Annotated in this window: 15 protein-coding genes and 3 pseudogenes; 16 read left to right on the plus strand and 2 right to left on the minus strand. The window is 64.1% G+C overall.

What is annotated here, in order from left to right:
- Nucleotides 1–75: 75 nt before the first annotated feature.
- The 4 genes and pseudogenes from GGQ90_RS27365 to GGQ90_RS30065 form a co-directional block, all read left to right on the plus strand.
- Nucleotides 76–392 (plus strand): annotated as a pseudogene (locus tag GGQ90_RS27365) (transposase); the annotation flags it as partial.
- A 152-nt stretch (nt 393–544) separates the two neighbouring features.
- Entirely contained in the window at nt 545–1,075 is a 531-nt protein-coding gene (locus tag GGQ90_RS27375) for an IS66 family transposase (RefSeq protein WP_246428483.1), read from the plus strand.
- Complete coding sequence (locus GGQ90_RS27380) at nt 1,072–1,665, plus strand: plasmid pRiA4b ORF-3 family protein (protein ID WP_239019131.1); 594 nt, start codon at nt 1,072–1,074, stop codon at nt 1,663–1,665. Before GGQ90_RS27375 ends, GGQ90_RS27380 begins: the two co-directional genes overlap by 4 nt.
- A gap of 443 nt (nt 1,666–2,108) precedes the next feature.
- Nucleotides 2,109–2,264 (plus strand): annotated as a pseudogene (locus tag GGQ90_RS30065) (IS630-like element ISSpo6 family transposase); the annotation flags it as partial.
- Nucleotides 2,265–2,305: 41 nt separating this feature from the next.
- On the opposite strand, the gene GGQ90_RS27385 reads toward GGQ90_RS30065, so the two are convergent.
- Entirely contained in the window at nt 2,306–3,826 is a 1,521-nt protein-coding gene (locus GGQ90_RS27385; RefSeq protein ID WP_188084502.1) for an alkaline phosphatase D family protein, read from the minus strand.
- 105 nt (nt 3,827–3,931) lie between these two features.
- Here GGQ90_RS27385 and GGQ90_RS27390 point away from each other — a divergent pair, with 105 nt between their 5' ends.
- The 8 genes and pseudogenes from GGQ90_RS27390 (at nt 3,932) to GGQ90_RS27425 (ending at nt 13,384) form a co-directional block, all read left to right on the plus strand.
- Nucleotides 3,932–4,507 (plus strand): sigma-70 family RNA polymerase sigma factor, encoded by a 576-nt coding sequence (locus GGQ90_RS27390; protein WP_188084503.1) that lies wholly within the window; start codon nt 3,932–3,934, stop codon nt 4,505–4,507.
- A complete protein-coding gene (locus GGQ90_RS27395) occupies nt 4,477–5,415 on the plus strand; it encodes a FecR family protein (protein WP_188084504.1) in 939 nt (312 codons plus the stop codon). The genes GGQ90_RS27390 and GGQ90_RS27395 overlap by 31 nt, the downstream gene beginning before the upstream one ends.
- A gap of 108 nt (nt 5,416–5,523) precedes the next feature.
- Nucleotides 5,524–7,974, plus strand: coding sequence for a TonB-dependent receptor (locus tag GGQ90_RS27400; protein WP_246428484.1), 2,451 nt, complete (start codon nt 5,524–5,526; stop codon nt 7,972–7,974).
- 307 nt (nt 7,975–8,281) lie between these two features.
- A pseudogene (locus GGQ90_RS27405) lies at nt 8,282–8,710 on the plus strand (transposase); the annotation flags it as partial.
- 906 nt (nt 8,711–9,616) lie between these two features.
- Nucleotides 9,617–10,633 (plus strand): ArdC family protein, encoded by a 1,017-nt coding sequence (locus GGQ90_RS27410; protein WP_343054197.1) that lies wholly within the window; start codon nt 9,617–9,619, stop codon nt 10,631–10,633.
- Nucleotides 10,630–11,064 carry a DUF2958 domain-containing protein gene (locus GGQ90_RS27415; protein ID WP_188084506.1) on the plus strand — a complete coding sequence of 145 codons (435 nt, stop codon included), beginning with the start codon at nt 10,630–10,632 and terminating at the stop codon, nt 11,062–11,064. The genes GGQ90_RS27410 and GGQ90_RS27415 overlap by 4 nt, the downstream gene beginning before the upstream one ends.
- Before the next feature lie 120 nt (nt 11,065–11,184).
- The gene (locus GGQ90_RS27420; RefSeq protein ID WP_188084507.1) at nt 11,185–13,014 is read left to right on the plus strand and encodes a ParB/RepB/Spo0J family partition protein; all 1,830 of its coding nucleotides are present in this window, start codon (nt 11,185–11,187) and stop codon (nt 13,012–13,014) included.
- Nucleotides 13,015–13,171: 157 nt separating this feature from the next.
- Nucleotides 13,172–13,384: a hypothetical protein gene (locus GGQ90_RS27425; protein ID WP_188084508.1), complete on the plus strand. Its 213-nt coding sequence runs from the start codon at nt 13,172–13,174 to the stop codon at nt 13,382–13,384.
- 19 nt (nt 13,385–13,403) lie between these two features.
- Here the strand turns inward: GGQ90_RS27425 and GGQ90_RS27430 are convergent, their stop codons facing one another.
- Nucleotides 13,404–13,814, minus strand: coding sequence for a thermonuclease family protein (locus tag GGQ90_RS27430; RefSeq protein ID WP_188084509.1), 411 nt, complete (start codon nt 13,812–13,814; stop codon nt 13,404–13,406).
- A 447-nt stretch (nt 13,815–14,261) separates the two neighbouring features.
- Here GGQ90_RS27430 and GGQ90_RS27435 point away from each other — a divergent pair, with 447 nt between their 5' ends.
- The 4 genes from GGQ90_RS27435 (at nt 14,262) to GGQ90_RS27450 (ending at nt 16,166) form a co-directional block, all read left to right on the plus strand.
- Nucleotides 14,262–14,582, plus strand: coding sequence for a DUF736 domain-containing protein (locus GGQ90_RS27435; RefSeq protein ID WP_179510978.1), 321 nt, complete (start codon nt 14,262–14,264; stop codon nt 14,580–14,582).
- An 84-nt stretch (nt 14,583–14,666) separates the two neighbouring features.
- Complete coding sequence (locus GGQ90_RS27440) at nt 14,667–14,987, plus strand: helix-turn-helix transcriptional regulator (protein ID WP_343054196.1); 321 nt, start codon at nt 14,667–14,669, stop codon at nt 14,985–14,987.
- Nucleotides 14,980–15,564 carry a S26 family signal peptidase gene (locus GGQ90_RS27445; RefSeq protein ID WP_188084510.1) on the plus strand — a complete coding sequence of 195 codons (585 nt, stop codon included), beginning with the start codon at nt 14,980–14,982 and terminating at the stop codon, nt 15,562–15,564. Before GGQ90_RS27440 ends, GGQ90_RS27445 begins: the two co-directional genes overlap by 8 nt.
- Nucleotides 15,552–16,166: a lytic transglycosylase domain-containing protein gene (locus GGQ90_RS27450; RefSeq protein ID WP_188084511.1), complete on the plus strand. Its 615-nt coding sequence runs from the start codon at nt 15,552–15,554 to the stop codon at nt 16,164–16,166. Before GGQ90_RS27445 ends, GGQ90_RS27450 begins: the two co-directional genes overlap by 13 nt.
- Nucleotides 16,167–16,300 lie beyond the last annotated feature (134 nt).

Below are 16,300 nucleotides of genomic sequence, written 5' to 3' on the forward strand. Positions count from 1 at the left end.
TATCCCGCTCTTCCATACGCAGCTCCTCGCGGCGCTGCCGATAATCTCACATCTCGACCCTCAGCTCCACTGCGTCTGCTATCGGATGCGTACCGAAAGCAGATCATTGCGGTGCTGAAGGAGGCTGAGGCTGGCGTCAAGACCGGCGACCTGGCCCGGCGGCACGGCGTGTCGGAAGCGACGATCTACAACTGGAAGGCCAAGTATGGCGGCTTGGAAGTGTCCGAGGCGCGGCGGCTGCGCGCGCTGGAGGACGAGAACGCCAAGTTGAAGCGGTTGCTGGCCGATGCGATGCTGGACAACGCAGGCCTGAAGGACCTTCTCGCAAAAAATTGGTGACGCCCGCTACCAAGCGAGAGGCGGTCGCTCGTCTCCAGGCGGTCCTGGGGATGGTCTTCATCGACGAGACGGCAACCACGACCAAGATGACGCGGCTGCGAGGACGGGCGCGCCGTGACCAAAGCCTCAAGGCGCGTGCGCCCTTTGGTCACTGGAAGACCCAGACCTTCATCGCCGCCCTGCGCTGTGATGGCCTGACCGCGCCATGGGTCATCGACTGCCCCATGAGGCGGTCGTGCGGATCGCCGAACTCTTCGCCATCGAGCGCGATATCAAGGGTGCGCCACCTGATGAGCGAAGACGCATCCGCCAGATCAAGGCGGTGCCGAAGCTCGAGGCTTTGCGCGTCTGGCTTGAAACCCAGAACCGTGGCCTGTCGTCTGACAGCAATCTGGCGCGTGCCTGTCGCTATCCGCTCAACCGCTGGCAGGCCATGATCCGTTACTGCGATGACGGTCGGCTCGAGATCAGCAACAATCTGGTGGAAAACGCCCTGCGCGGTGTCGCGCTCGGGCGCCGGAACTGGATGTTCGTTGGCTCCATGAAGGGTGGAGAGGCCGCCGCGCTCTTCTACGCCCTGGCGGGCACATGCCGACTCAACGGCGTCGAGCCCGAGGCATGGTTCACTGACGTCATCGAGCGCATCGGTGATCACCCGATCAATCGGATCGATGACTTCTTGCCGTGGAACTGGCAGGCATCAAGGCTGACCAACGATCTGGAGAAGGCTGCGTGAGCAACGGCACTGTTGTGCGGATGAAGATTACGCTGGACGATGTCACGCCGGCCGTCAGCCGAACGCTGGAGGTGCCGCTCAATATCCGGCTCGACCGTATGCACACCGTCATCCAGACCGCCTTCTCGTGGACGGACTCTCACCTGTGGGAAATGAGCTTCGGGCAGACCGGCTTTGGCATCCCCGATCCCGAATACAGCTTCGACGGGCCGCTCGACGCCCGTAAGGCCACTCTCGCCCAGGTCCTGGCGGATACGAGGCGCAAGACCTTCCGATATCTCTATGACTTTGGCGATGCCTGGGAGCATAGCGTCAAGATCGAACGCGTCAGCCCGGCCAGCCCGCACCTGACATATCCGCTCATCCTCGATGCAGTAGGCATGCGGCCGCCAGAGGATTGTGGCGGCCCATGGGGCTACGCCGAAAAGCTCGAAGCGCTCGGCGACCCACATCATGAATATCACGAAGAGGCGCTCGAGACCCTCGGTGAAGACCATGATCCCAACGCCAAGCCCGATATCCCCCTGATCGAGGCAAGGCTGGAAGCGCTTGCGAAAAAATGGGCGCCACGGACACGCCGAAAAGCCTGACAGGCCGCGTCAACGCCACCTTCCGTCGGCGCTTACGTTCGAGCAGCTGGAGAACTTCGACAAGTTGCTTGCCCGGGTAATCGATCTGCGAAGCCAGGGAGCAACCGCGCAGATTATCGCTGACGCGCTCAATACTGAGGGCTGGGCGCCGCCCAAGAAGGATAGCTTCAACGCTCCTATGATCCATCGCCTGCTCCAGCGGCGTGGGCTTGGCACGACACGCCCTATCTGGTCGAATAATATCCCCCGGCGGAACAACGGCGAAATGACCCTCCAGGAATATGCCGATCGAATAGGAGCGCACCGGCAAACCGTCTACGGTTGGCTCCGGCGCGGCCGGATCAAGGGAAGGCTGGCTAAGGTCGGGACCCAACGCATCTGGCTCGTAGATCTTCAAAACAGCTCAACAGGAATCTGCACTGGAGAGTCATCATGAACACACGATCGAGATGGCTTTCTCCAAACTCAAGGCCCATCTTCGGCGGACTGGTGCCAGAACCAACGATGCCCTCTGGCAGGCCATCGGCAATATCTGCGACCTCTACACACCTGACGAATGCTCGAACTTCATCAAAACTGCAGGATATGCGTCCGATTAAAGGCTCAATGCTCTAGAGGCGGCCCTGCTAGCGTGAGCATTTCAGTCGATCGTCGGAATGTCGGCACCTGCATCCTGATGAAGCTCGGCCAAGATATCGAATTTTGGCTGCGGCGAGCGGGCGTCGATTGCGCGGAACTGTGCGGCCATATGTTCCAGGTCTAGGTTGATGAGAACATAGCCCGTCCGATCCACATTGCTGAATCGAATGTGCGGATTATTGTCCTGTACATTGCCGAACCGACCGGGTGGCGGGGATTGGGCGGCAAGCGCTGAAGTGACGATTTCCGTTCCAACAATTGGATGTCCGCTACCTGCGCGCGCCAGGCTGTTGACCCAGAAGCTATGCACATCCCCGCTTAGAACCACAGCATTGCGGACGGATGGCTGCGCCATATGTTCCAGCAAGCGATCGCGACCGGCAATATAGCCATCCCATTGATCGCTGAACATTACGTCCCCGCTGGCGTCCAATGCGAGCGGCGCGAAGAACACGCCCTGTGCCAACAGCGTCCAGGGCCGGGTTTCTCGCGCCAGTCGCTGCCCGACCCAAAATTCTTGCGCTGTGCCGAGCATGGAACGGTCGGGACGAAGGCGATCGGCGCAGCGATCCAGCCTGACATTGCGTGCCAGCATCGGATCGGCGCAAGGCGGCGAGGACCGATATTGCCGCGTATCCAGCATCGACAGCGATGCCAGATCGCCCCAGTCCACACCACGATATAATCGCGGCGTCGACAGGGACCGCCATAGGCTGGGGCGGATTGGCATATGTTCGAAATAGGCCTGATAGGCCGCAGCCCGGCGCGCGGCGAAAATATGTGGTGCCAGTCCCTCCCGGTTGGCAAGGCCGGCATAGTCGTTCCACACTTCATGATCGTCCCAGGTGACGAGCCAGGGGAACAGCCGGTGGGCCTCCTGCAAATCGGGATCGGTGCGATATAATGCGTGACGGGCGCGATAGCCCTTCAGGTCACGCGGGTCGTCGGCACCGAATGCCCGCACCTTAGGCTGGTCCGGGTAGGATTGTTCGTAAATATAATCGCCCACCTGCACGATCAGGTCCGGGTCGGCGGCGATCATGTCGCGATAGGCGGAAAACCAGCCAAGTTCCCAATGCTGGCAGGACGTCAGCGCCAGCCTGAACCGATCGGCGCGCAGCGGCGCAGTTGCGGTGCGTCCCGTTGGGCTGACAGCGCCAAGGGCGTAGAAACGATACCAGTAGCGGCGATCAGGATCCAGTCCGGCCAGTTCGACATGCACGCTATGCCCTGCCGCGGGATGCGCCACTTGTTCGCCCTTGCGAACGATCCGCCGGAATTGCGAGTCATGTGCAACTTCGAACCCGACAGAAATAGCACCGCGATCAAGCGTGCTGCCGCCTTTTCCCACCAGCCGCGTCCATAGCACGAACCCGTCGGGCGCCGGGTCACCGCTGGCCACGCCCAGCGCGAAAGGATCATTATGGACAACGACATGGACATCCATCGCCATGGTCGGCTGCGCGGCAAGAGCCGCCATGGCGGTCAGCACGGCGCGGCGATGCCAGTAAATATTCTGCATCGCGCGGCCCTATCGGCCACAGTTGACAGAAATACGACATCCCACTGTCCCGATATTGTCACGTCCGCTGTCTAACCGGCGCGCCAGGCATAGGGGGACGCAACCGTGACCTGGCTGAGAGATGTTGACCGCTGGTTCATTGATGAAGTGCTGCCGCACCGCCAGACATTCCGGCGGCAGGCGGCGCGACTGGTCGCGCCCGGCGATGCCGAAGACCTGGTGCAGGAAGCCTATGCCCGCGCCATCAATGCCTCGCACCACCGCGACATCGACAATCCCCGCGCCTTCGTGCTGACGATCATGCGCAACCTTGCGTTCGAACGGCATCGTCGTGCATCGGTCGTGCGGTTCGAACATCTGGCCGACCTGGATGCCATGGACATCGCCGACAGTGCGCCCGACCAGTTCGCCATCCTTTCCGGGCATCTTGAACTCAAACGCCTGATCGAATTGATGGACCAGCTTCCGCCACAGCCCCGCGCCGTCGTAAAAATGCGCCGAATCGAAGGTATGTTGCCAAAAGACATAGCGGTGAGGCTTGGCTTGTCAGTCTCTACTGTAGAGAAGCATCTTGCCAAGGGGCTGGCCATATTGGCGCATGCCATGCAGGAAGCCCCTGTAAAGGCAGATGGAGTCGGTATTTCACGCTTATGGCAACGCCACCGACAACGCAGCAATTGATGGAGGAAGCGGCCGGATGGCTGGCCGCGCTGGACGCTGGATCGGCAGCGCCCGAAGCCTTTGCCCAATGGCGCGCGGGCGATCCGCGCCGCGCCGTCGCCTTTGCCCAGGTCGTCGATGCGCTGGAACAGGTCGAACGGCTGCGCGCCGTCCATGAAAGAGAGCCTGCGCCCCCGCCGCGCGTCGAACGCCGCCTGTTGCTGCGCGCCGCTGCGCTGGCGGGCGGGGCGAGCGTCGCGGGCGCGTTCATCGCGGTTCAGGCCAATGCCCGCGAAAGCGCGTCGACGATAACGGGCGAACGCCGCACGATCATACTGGACGATGGCACGCGCGTCCACCTCAACACCGCCACCGGCATAAGCTGGCGCATCGACGGCACCAGCCGGTCGGTCTGGCTGGACGAAGGCGAAATTCGGCTGGAAGTCAAACCGCGCCCGCCAGGATCAGGCGCTGGCCACCCCCTGCGCCTGATCGTGGCGGGCGCGAACATTCGGCTGGATGCCGGGATATTCAATGTCCGGCGTCAACCCGAATCCGTGGGATTGCTGGTCCTGTCGGGACGGGCCGCACTGGACGGACGCCGCATGGTCGATGCCGGATCGCTGGCGCAGGTCATCGGAAAATCCGTGTCGGTCCGCCCCGCCGAAACCATCGCCATTGCCCGCGCGCAAAGCTGGCGCAATGGCCAGCTGGTATTTGAAGGGGAAAGCCTGGATTTCGTGGTGGCGGAATTTAATCGCTATCTGGACCACAAGATCGTGATCGCCGACCCCAGCCTGTCGCGCATCCGGCTGGGCGGGCGATTTACCACCACCGATCCGGCCGATCTGCTGACGGCATTGCAGGCATCCTTTGGCATCCGCTCCGTGCGGGGCGACACGGGTGCCATCACCCTGACGACCGCCTGATTCAATATTTTTTGCGCTGCAATAGCGGTGGCGCGAAGGCCAGCCATCCTTCCTTCCGAGAGACGCATCCAATCGGAGGGCAAAATGATATATTCCGTCGCACTACCCATGGTCTTGGCCATTGCTCCGGCAGGCGCCACCACCGAACGCGCCGTCACTTTCAACATTCCTGCACAGAATATGGCCACCGCGCTTAATGAATTCGGGCGTCAGGCGGGGGTTCAGATGGTGTTCCCCTATGACGCCGTGACCGGTCAGCGCGCCATCGCGCTGAAAGGGCGCTTCACCCGTGCGCAGGCGATCCGCCGACTGATCGCGGGCCGGGGCATCGCCATTTCGCATGAAGGCACAAACCTCATCTCGCTCGCAGTTGCAGCAAGCGCTGCGCCACAGGACATGTCGGGCAGCGCCCGTCCGGCCGGACAGGACATCGTCGTCACCGCGCAGAAGCGCACGGAGGATCTGTCCAAAGTGCCACAGGCCCTGACCGTGATTTCGGGCGATGAAGCCGACAAGCGCCGCATCGTCGATTTTGCGAGCCTGGTCGACGAAGTGCCGGGCCTGTCGATGAACTATGGCTTTGGTGGCGAAAGCTATGGCCTGCTTAGCATTCGCGGCGTCGGCGGCGCGGATGATTACAAACCCAATGGCAGCCCGTCCGTCGCCCTGCATGTCGATGGCGTCTACCAAAGCTCCAACGCCTATCTGGGCATGCCCTTGTTCGACGTGGAACGCATCGAAGTGCTGCGCGGACCGCAAGGCACGCTTTATGGCCGCAACACGACGGCTGGCGTGGTCAACGCGATCACGCGCGGCGGCGGCGACAGTTTCGATGGCTATGCCGACGCGCGCTATGGCAGCTATGACAATGTCCGTTTCGAAGCCGCGCTTGGCGGCCCGGTCAGCGACAATGTTCGCGTCCGGCTGGCGGTGATGACCGATCAGGGCGGCGGCTTCATGGACGGCAAGGGCGCTGGCGATCTGGCCGGCGCACGGCTCAGCGTTGGCGGCGTCGTCCAGACGCAGGTGCCAGCGATCAGCGATCCGGGCGCGCGCAAGGGTTTTGGCGACAAGGATCTGTTCGCTGCGCGCGGCACCGTAGAAATCGACTTCGCGCCGGACACCACATTGACGCTCAAGGCCTTTGCCAGCCGCGACCGGGGCGACGCGCGCCAATATGACCGGCTGAGCGCAGCGCAGGACACAAGCGTGCTGAACGCGGGCGAGGATGAAGATCCCTACAGCTTTTATTCCAGCCAATATTATGACCAAAAGATCGACATAAAGGGCGTGTCCGCGCAATTTTCACATCTGCTCAACGACGCCACCCGGATCGACATGGTGGTCGGCGCGCAGTCCAGCCAGCGCGATGTCGGTGGCAATGGCGACGGCACGCCCTATCCCCAATATGAATATCTGTTCGATGAGGATCTTAGCCAGGCGTCGGTCGAACTGCGGTTGCGCAATGAACAGCAGGGCCGGTTCAACTGGCTGGTCGGCGGCTTCTATATGAGCGACAAGATCGACTATTCCAGCCAGTGGACCAGCTGGGTGGCGCGCACCATCTATCAGAATATCCACAACCAGCGCCGCCGCAGCGCTGCCCTTTTTGGACAGGCCGATTATGAAGTGCTGCCCGGCGTCCGCCTGACGGCGGGCCTGCGCTACACCAGCGACGACGTGGATTCCAAGGGGCGCAATGTCGACCTCAACCCATGGGGCATCACCAACTATAACGCCTTTTTTGCCACCACGGCCAATTTCCGCTGGGACAAGCAGTTCAAGGACGATGATTTTTCCGGCCGCGCTGCCGCACAATGGTTTATCAACGACGACCTGAACGTCTTTGCATCGGTCGCGCGGGGCTACCGGTCGGGCGGGTTTGACGGCACGTCGATCATGACGCTGGCGGAAACCGAACCCTTCGCGTCCGAAACGGTGTGGTCCTACGAAGCGGGCGTCCGCTATCTAAAGGGTCCGTTGCGCGTCTCGCTCGACGCCTTTGCCAATGATTTCAGCAATCTTCAGGCCACGACCCGTCTGGCCAACGACACCAACGGCCGCACCAATGTGGGCAAGGCGGAAACGCGCGGTTTCGAAGGCGCGCTCAACCTGCGCCTGTTGAACAGCGGCGGGCATCAGATCGACTTCGACGCATCCGGCACCTATCTTCATTCGGAAATCACCGAATTCAATTCCAACCGCATCGCCGATGTGACCGCTACCGTGGGCGATCCGCTGCCCGGCGCGCCTAAATGGACCGGGCGGGTCGGCCTGGTCCACAGCTACAGCTTTGGTGATGGCTGGAAATTGAGCAGCCGCGCCAACATCTTCCACCATGGCAAGGAATCCAACCGCCTGAACGCGGTCGTGGGCAATATCGCGCCGGCCTATACGTTGCTCAACGCCCGGATCGAACTGGAATCGCCCCATGGCTGGTCGCTCTACGCGATGGGACGCAACATCACCGATGAAGTCTATTTCCCCGAATTGAACGGAGCGTCGCGCATGGTTGGCGCGCCAGCGACTTATGCCGTGGGCGCTCGTTTCTCGTTTTGAGCTAGTGGGTTTGGCTTGTAAGGCACCATTTCATCGCCGCATCGCGATGCAATGGTGCCTCGCATTAGCGAATTGCTGTTTCTGCTAGTTAGGGACTTTCTAAGCTCCAAGAAGCGGGTTATCTTACGTCGCCACCTGACCGGGCTCCCCAGAGTGAGCATCGGACATCTACCTGAAGAGACTATGCTGACCGGCCGTACGGTTGCTACTGGGCAACATATGGAACAGGCGAGCGCCACAAAAACTTGAGAGACGATGGCGTGACGATCACTACTCTGCACGATCGGCTTGAAGGCGGTCAGATCGCGATCTACTTCGCCGCCGTGCTGTGAGTGCGCCTCGCTGTCCAGCGGGCGAAACTCTCAGCTACCGGTACACTCGCGAAGAAGGGGGACTGACGCTAAACGCTATTTGGGCAAGTGTCTGTGCAAACTGCTCGATGAAGGCGCAATGCACGCCGAGCAAAGAGAGCCGTGTCTCCCGATGGGAGCATGACGAGGTTATCGAAGCGATGCAGCACCGACTGGATGCAAATCCTGACGCCATGCGCATACGACGCCAGACGGTCGAACATCCCTTTGCCACCCTGAAGGCCCGAATGGGCTACACGCACTTCCTCACAAAGACAAAACCGCGCGTCTCAACCGAGATGGCGCTCCATGTTCTCGCTTACAACTTGACCAGGGTGCTCAACATCATGGGTAGCAAGGCAATCCTGAAAGCCATTGCGACCTAAAGGCACCGCTGCGTTCAACTCCCGGCAACGCGGTTTGTGAAATGGACTCCCTTCTCAAAGCGACCGCTTCAGAGTTTTCACACGGCCTGGGTCGTTTGCTGCTGAAACGGCAGCCCGATGAACGACTGATTTCAGGATCGCAGGGAGGGTGTCGGAAGGTTCGCAACTGGGTGGGAAGCAGACGCCTCGCGCCGGTGAAGCGGCGCGACCGCGCTCTACGGCGCGAAGCGAGGCTTCTCGCCGCCGAGCCCCGTTGCCGGGTCTCGGCCTAGCGGTGACGATCGGCTGGCGCGGGTCAGCGCTGCTGACCTGATGGAGCGGGGCTGAGGACGCACACTGCCCGGGCGGCTTTGCCTTGCCCGGACAGGGTGCGGCGCCCGATCGCGGCCCCGCAGGCCCTCCGACCTCTCGGTCGGGCGGTGCGCCCGGTTTCGCGAGGCCGGTCGACAAGTGTCGCGCTGGCCACGGGGCACCCCGCAACGAAGGACTTTGCGTGGCCCCTTCGCGAAGCCCGACCTTGCCCCGCTCATCCGCCCAAGCCGGCCGGGGGCCATCCCTTTGCTGGCGGCGGCCTCGCCGCCGGGAAGCGCTGCGGTCGCCGCTTGCGCGGCGGCGCTGTTGGTGGCCTCTCCCGGTGGCGCGGGAGTGGGCGGCGCTCCCTGCTAGGCCCGCTCGCGTCCCCGGCAAGCCGGGCTGCGCCCGGCTCCTCCACTGACGTTGCGGCCCTTCGGGTGCCGACGCCGCTCAAGCGGTCCTCTTCGGTTCGCATCTTGCCGCCCACCCCCGCTTCCGGGGGAGGCCATGGTGGTTTTGGGGCGGTCCAGGAGGTGAATGATGCTTGCTCCCACGACTGTCCGCGCGCGCGGCAAGGGCCGGAAACCCAAGGCGTCCAACGGCGGAACCCCCATCGCGGCCAAGGCCCGGACAGAATCCGAAACGGCGCGCACGAACCTTTATGACGAGGTGACGGCGCGGATCATCGCCGAACTGGAGGCGGGTCGCTTTCCGTGGGTTCAGCCTTGGGGGCATCCCGATGGTGATGGCAGCGCAATCGCTCCCGGCCTGCCGCGCAACGCCCTTACCGCGCGCCGTTACTCTGGCGTGAACGTCCTTATCCTGTGGGGCGCAGTCATTGAACAGGGCTATCCCTCGCAGGGGTGGCTTACCTTCAAACAGGCGCTTGAGGCAGGCGGCTGCGTCCGCAAGGGCGAGCGCGGCACCACCGTCGTCTATGCCGACCGCTTCACCCCCGAGGCCGAGAAAGCGCGCGCCGTCGAAACCGGCAGCGACGCCAAGTCCATTCCCTTCCTGAAACGCTTCACCGTGTTCAACGTCGCGCAGTGCGAGGGATTGCGCCCCGGCCTCGCGCCCGATCCGGCCCCCTTGCCCGAACGCCAGATCGTGCCGATCGCCGAGGAAGTGATCGCGGCAAGCGGCATCGAGTTCCGTGTCGGCGGCAATCGCGCCTATTATGTGCCCGCGCAGGACTATGTGCAGGTGCCGCCACAACCGGCCTTTTTCGAGCAGATCAACTATTACCGGACCTGCCTGCACGAACTTTGCCACGGCAGCGGCCACCCGTCCCGGTTGAACCGCAATCTGGTCAACAGCTTCGGATCGAAGGATTATGCCCGCGAGGAATTGATTGCCGAAATGGGTTCGGCCTTTCTCTGCGCCGCGCTCGGCATCGTCCCGACCGTCCGTCATGCCGACTATCTGGCAAGCTGGCTGGACGTGCTGCGCGAGGACAATCGCGCAATCTTCCGCGCCGCCAGCGCCGCCAGCAAGGCCGCCGACTGGCTGCTGGCGCGGCACGCCGCCGCCCAAGCCGAAGCGGTTCAGGCCGAGGCCACCCAAGGCGACACTTCCCGCGATGAGACCGGCGAACGCCAAGCTCCGCAGGACGAAAGGATCTCGGCATGATCCTTCTGACCCCCGAGCTTCACGCCGCGCTGCGCGTGAATGCCGCAGCGCATCGTGATGCGATGCAAACCGGCACCCACGAACCCGACCCCGCGCCGGTCGTCAAATTCTTCAACCCGCTGGGTGCTGCGACATGGCTGGCGACCGAGCTGTATGATGATGGTGACACGTTATTCGGGCTGGCCGACCTCGGTTTCGGCTGTCCCGAACTGGGCTGTGTCAGCCTGTCCGAACTGGCGGGCATCCGCCTGTCGTTCGGCTTGCAGATCGAGCGCGATATCGGCTTTTCGACGACCGCCAGCCTGTCGGTATGGGCCGACACCGCGCGCCGTGCCGGTTCGATCAGCCAAGCCCAATCCATCATCTGGCGCATCGAGTCCGCGCCTGTCCCCGAGCTTCCGACCGATCCCGAGGACGGGAAAGGCGGATGACGCGCGGCGCGTCCCGCCGCAAGCCTCGCCGGGGAGGTCAACGACCCCGGCAACCGGTCCCGACGCGGCGAAACCGCGAATCCCGTGGCGACGGGACCGGCGCTCACAAGGAGTAGACCCATGAAACTCGATTTTATCCCGCTCGACAAGCTGGTCGTGAGCAAGGCCAATATGCGTTACAGCAAAAAGGCCCCGGACGTGTCCGACATCCTGCCGACCGTCCGCAGCCGTGGCGTCATCCAGCCGGTCATCGTCCGTCCCAATTGCGCGCCCGATGGCTATGAGATCGTTGCCGGAAGCCGCCGCTTCCACGCCGCGAAGATCGTTGCCGAGGAACGGCGCGCGGCGGGCGATATGACACCGGAGCCGATGCCCTGCGCGATTCTCGACGAGGACGACGACGCCGCTGCCATCGAGGCGTCGATGATCGAGAACATGGCGCGACTCGACCCCGACGAGGTGACGCAGTGGGAGAATTTCATCCGCCTCGTCCGCGAAGGCCGCAAGGTGGAGGACATCGCCGCGACGTTCGGACTGCCCGACCTCGCCGTCAAGCGCGTGCTGGCGCTCGGCAATCTGCTCCCCGCCATCCGCGATCTCTACCGCAAGGAACGGATCGACGCGGCGACCGTGCGCCATCTGACGATGGCGTCCAAGAGCCAGCAAAAGGCATGGCTGGCACTCGCCGACGACGAGAATGCCTATCTGCCGACCGGCCACCAGTTGAAAGCATGGCTGTTCGGCGGGCAGTCGATCCCGGTGAAACATGCACTGTTCGACGTGGACGCGAGCGGGATCGCGACCATCGCCGACCTGTTCGGCGAGGACCGTTATGTCGCCGATGTCGATGCCTTCTGGACCGCGCAGAATGCAGAAATCGAGGCGCGCCGCGCCGCCTATGTCGAACAGGGCTGGGCCGACGCGATCATCGTGCCGCCGTCCGATCATTTCTCGACTTGGGAATATGAGAAGGCGGGCAAGCGCAAGGGCGGGCGCGTCTATATCGACGTGCGCGCCACCGGCGAGGTGATCGTCCACGAAGGCTATGTCTCCGGCAAGGAGGCCCGCCGGATCGCCAAGGCCGAGGGGTGGGAGAACGGGACCGGTCAGAAAGCGGCCCGGCCCGAGGTGACATCGACGATGCAAACCTATGTCGACCTGCACCGCCATGCCGCCGTTCGTGCCGCGCTCACCGGCCATCCGGCGGTCGCACTGCGCTTGATGGTCGCTCATGCCATCGGCGGCTCGCACCTCTGGCGGGTCTCTCCCGAGCCGCAGTCCACCCGCAACGACGAGGTGCGCGACAGCCTCGACAACAGCAAGGCCGAGGCGGATTTCGACGAGCGCCGCCGCGCGGTGCTGGCGGTTCTCGGCTTCTCCGCTGAGGAACCGACCGTGACCGGGCGCAATGGCGACGATTATGGCGTCGTCGGCATCTTCCAGCGGCTGCTCGACCTTCCCGATGCGGTCGTCATGGAGGTAATCGCCATCGTCATGGGCGAGACGCTGGCGTCGGGCAGCGCCGCTATCGAGGCGGTGGGCATGGAGATCGGCGTCGATATGGCCCGCTGCTGGCAGGCCGACGACGCCTTTTTTGAGCTGATCCGTGACCGGGAAGTGCTGACCCGGATCGTCGCCGAGGTGGCGGGCGAAACCGTCGCCGCCGCAAACGCGGGCGAGAAGACCAAGACCCTGAAACGCATCGTCCGCGATCATCTCGACGGCGCCAACGGGCGCGAGCGGCGCGAGAATTGGGTGCCGCGCTGGATGGCGTTCCCGCCCGCCGCCTATACTGCGCGCGGCGGCGTCGGCACGGTCGCGGCCCATGCCAAGGCGCAGGCGGCGCGCGAGATCGAGCGGCGGATGCCGGGCGACGACGAGCCGGACCCCGGCGCGCCGGGCGCTGTCATGGCACTGCCGGACGACGAGGCCGACCGCCTTGCCGCTTGATCGATGAAAGCCGGGCGGCACCATGCCGCCCGGCCGATTTGCGCTCAGACCCTCAAATCCGGTCGCGCGCCCTCGCCCTGACGGGCTCGGGCGCGCGGTAATGGTTTGTGGTTGCCACCGTGCTGGCTCCGGCCCACGGAATGCAAAAGGGGCAGCGATGACAATACTTGATGATGTCGAACGGTTTGTTTCCCGGCTCTCGCCCGAGCCGGTGTGCGACGACTGCATTGCCGAAAAGCTGGGGCTGTCCGTCCGTCAGCATGCCAATCACAAGACGCGCGAGCTTGCCGGATCGAACGGATTCGAGCGGCGGAAGGATCCTTGCAGCCTGTGCGGCGGCGTCACCAAATTGGTGATTCGCCGACACTGACTCCCGCGCTCCCAACGGCTCAGGACCGTGATCGGGCGCACCAGTCGAGCTTGGGCTGACGGCGCGGCCACCAGCGCGCAACGCCGCTTGCCACCAGTTCGGACCCGACATCGCGACTGGCCAGCCTCACCCGCGCGACCGCGCGATTATGGCTGCACCCGACCCGCATGACGGTGACATTCCGGCCATCGAGCAGCGTCCGGGCACGCGCCGTCGCGGCCCGGCCGAGCGCGATTTCGGCCCTGCATTTGGCCTGTCCCGCTTGGGTTTCGGCGGCGTCGATCCCGGCGATGCGGATCCGCTCGCCGCTCTCCAGCCGGAAGGTATCGCCATCGATGACATAGCCGACGCGCCCTTGGTCGGGCGGCGCGGCCGCGATCAGCAGGAGTGCGGCGCAGCCGGCCAGTAGGCGGAGGACGATCGTCGACATGGTGCTGGCCCTACCTTCTTTCGCACCGGACCCGAACCCCCGTCCCGTTGTCATTGGCCACGCCGACGGCGATGTTGGCGTCGTCGCCTGCGTGCATCGGGTGGCTGATCCGCTGGCGCGGTGGCGCGTTCGCGCTGTCCCGGCCTGATCCCTCGCCGGGGCAAATACCGGCAGCATCGTCGTCGTCGCCACTGCTGTCTCCCGCACCGTTTCCGGCTCCTCGGGCGCATGACCTGGGACGGCCGCAGTCCTGCGAAACCATCGCCGCGCGGCTTATTTCCCCGCCCGCCGAGGCGGGCTCCTCGCGGTCGCTTCGCTGCAAATAAGCCTTCGGCTCCGATCCTCCGCTGCCGCTCCGGCCTGCCGGTTCGCAGGCCCGCTTTGACCGTCCCTTCGGTCCGCCCATCGCCCGGAAACAGTTCGGGGCGACTTTTCAGGAGACGAACAATGCCAGCCATCGGTTATGTCACCCGCGACGGAAACGGCTTTAAGGGCCAGCTCAAGACGCTTTCGATCCGCACCGACATCGAGATCATTCCCAACACCCGCAAATCCGGCGACACCCAGCCCGATTATCGCGTGTCGGCGGCCGGTGTCGAGGTCGGAGCCGGATGGGTCCGGCGCGGCGAAATGAGCGGCAAGGACTATGTGTCGCTGTCGCTCGCTGCCCCCGAATTCGGCCCGCGCCGGCTCTACGCCAATCTCGGCCGCGCCGCGGGCCAAGACGATGACGACGCCTTCGCGATCATCTGGAACCCGGCCGACTGAGCGAACTGCCCCGCGCCCGGAATGGGTGCGGGGCATCGCCGCCAGCCCGAAACCCCGGTCCTAAAACAGGGAGGTCGCAATCGCATGGGTCGATTTGCGACCCTGCCGAAGGCGGCCGGATCGATCCAATCCGCACCTCTCAGCCGACGCAAGGTGCATCGGCGCAGATGGACCTTCATCATGGACGATACCGCGACACGTGCGCAGGCCGCGCGCGAAACCTGCCCCTTCCTCACCGCCAAGCAGGCGGCCTTTCATCTTGGCCTTGCCTATTCGACGCTCAAGCGCCTGCGCCAGACCGGCAAAGGTCCGAAATGCCGCCTGCATGGCCGCACCTGGCGCTATCATATCAACGATATCGAGACGTGGTCGGCAGCCCGCGCGCGGGGAGGCGAACATGGTTGAGCGCCGGATTCGTGATCGCTCGCTGCCACTCTTCGCGTGGTTGGAGGTCCGGCGCGCCGCCCATGTTCGCCGCCTGCGGCTGCACCGCCGTGCCGCGCTGATCGCCGCTGGCATCGCCTGCCTCGGCCTCACGGTCGCGCTGCCGCCGGTGCCCCGGCTGGTCTGGAACGCCAGCGCCAGCGCGCCCATCGGACTCTATGCCGTGTCGCCCGGTGCAGCGCTCCAGCGCGGCGACATGGTGATTGCCTGGCCGCCTGCCGAAGCGCGGCAATTGGCCGCACGCCGCCACTATCTGCCGTCCAACGTGCCGCTGGTGAAGCGCGTCGTCGGCGTGGCCGGGGATAGAATCTGCGCGGTCGATCGCGTTGTGACGCTGAACGACCGGCCGGTCACCATCCGCCGCGCTACCGATGCGGAAGGGCGGGGTTTGCCCGCGTGGCAGGGGTGCATCCGGCTGGGACCGGGAATGGTCTTCCTGCTCATGACCGAGACCCCGAACTCGTTCGACGGGCGCTATTTCGGGGCAACACTGGCGCAGGATGTCATTGGCAAGGCGACCCCGCTGTGGCTGCGCTGAGGACGCTCACGCTCGCTGTCGCGCTGTTCGTCGCGACCCCTGCCGCTGCCGATCCACTCGATCGCTGGCGAGTGGAGATCGCCGAGGCGTCGGCGCGGTTCGGCGTCCCGGTGGCGTGGATCGAACGGGTCATGCGCGCCGAAAGCGGTGGCCAGACCATGCTTGGCGGGCGACCGATCACATCTCACGCGGGCGCGATGGGCCTTATGCAGCTGATGCCAGCGACGTGGACGGCGATGCGCGCGGCGCACGGCCTGGGCGGCAATCCCCATGATCCACGCGACAATATCCTCGCAGGCACGGCCTATCTGCGCGCGATGTATGACCGCTTCGGTTATCCCGGCCTGTTCGCCGCTTACAATGCCGGTCCCGGCCGTTATGCCGCGCATCTTGCATCAGGTCGTGCGTTGCCGGGCGAGACGCGCGCCTATCTCGCACAAGTGTCGGGCACGCCTTCGGGTCCTCCGCAATCCCTTCCGCAAGAGCCGCCACCAGCACTGTTCGTCGTGCTTCGAACCGACAATGCATCCGTCACTCCATCACCATCACGCGTGCCAGACGAGCCGCAAGATACGCTGTTCGCGGTCCGCGCACCCCGTTGAGCCTGCCTATGCGGCAGCGTCGAAGGTGTGGGCTGCAAGGGTCGCGTCCGTCAATGTGGTGTAAAATCGGGTGTGGCCACTGGGCTGCATTTTCAGGCGGCCTTGGGTGTAATCTGTAGCGGCTGTGCCTCCTC

This window comes from Sphingobium scionense (assembly GCF_014197035.1).
GTDB classification, from domain to species: domain Bacteria; phylum Pseudomonadota; class Alphaproteobacteria; order Sphingomonadales; family Sphingomonadaceae; genus Sphingobium; species Sphingobium scionense.

Excerpts from the sequence above, each read along its gene's own strand:
- GGQ90_RS27430 (WP_188084509.1), bottom strand. The coding sequence starts at position 13,814 with ATGTCGACGATCGTCCTCCGCCTACTGGCCGGCTGCGCCGCACTCCTG.
- GGQ90_RS27385 (WP_188084502.1), bottom strand. The coding sequence starts at position 3,826 with ATGCAGAATATTTACTGGCATCGCCGCGCCGTGCTGACCGCCATGGCG.
- GGQ90_RS27420 (WP_188084507.1), top strand. The coding sequence starts at position 11,185 with ATGAAACTCGATTTTATCCCGCTCGACAAGCTGGTCGTGAGCAAGGCC.
- GGQ90_RS27375 (WP_246428483.1), top strand. The coding sequence starts at position 545 with ATGGGTCATCGACTGCCCCATGAGGCGGTCGTGCGGATCGCCGAACTC.
- GGQ90_RS27425 (WP_188084508.1), top strand. The coding sequence starts at position 13,172 with ATGACAATACTTGATGATGTCGAACGGTTTGTTTCCCGGCTCTCGCCC.
- GGQ90_RS27415 (WP_188084506.1), top strand. The coding sequence starts at position 10,630 with ATGATCCTTCTGACCCCCGAGCTTCACGCCGCGCTGCGCGTGAATGCC.
- GGQ90_RS27400 (WP_246428484.1), top strand. The coding sequence starts at position 5,524 with ATGGTCTTGGCCATTGCTCCGGCAGGCGCCACCACCGAACGCGCCGTC.
- GGQ90_RS27395 (WP_188084504.1), top strand. The coding sequence starts at position 4,477 with ATGGCAACGCCACCGACAACGCAGCAATTGATGGAGGAAGCGGCCGGA.
- GGQ90_RS27435 (WP_179510978.1), top strand. The coding sequence starts at position 14,262 with ATGCCAGCCATCGGTTATGTCACCCGCGACGGAAACGGCTTTAAGGGC.
- GGQ90_RS27440 (WP_343054196.1), top strand. The coding sequence starts at position 14,667 with ATGGGTCGATTTGCGACCCTGCCGAAGGCGGCCGGATCGATCCAATCC.
- GGQ90_RS27445 (WP_188084510.1), top strand. The coding sequence starts at position 14,980 with ATGGTTGAGCGCCGGATTCGTGATCGCTCGCTGCCACTCTTCGCGTGG.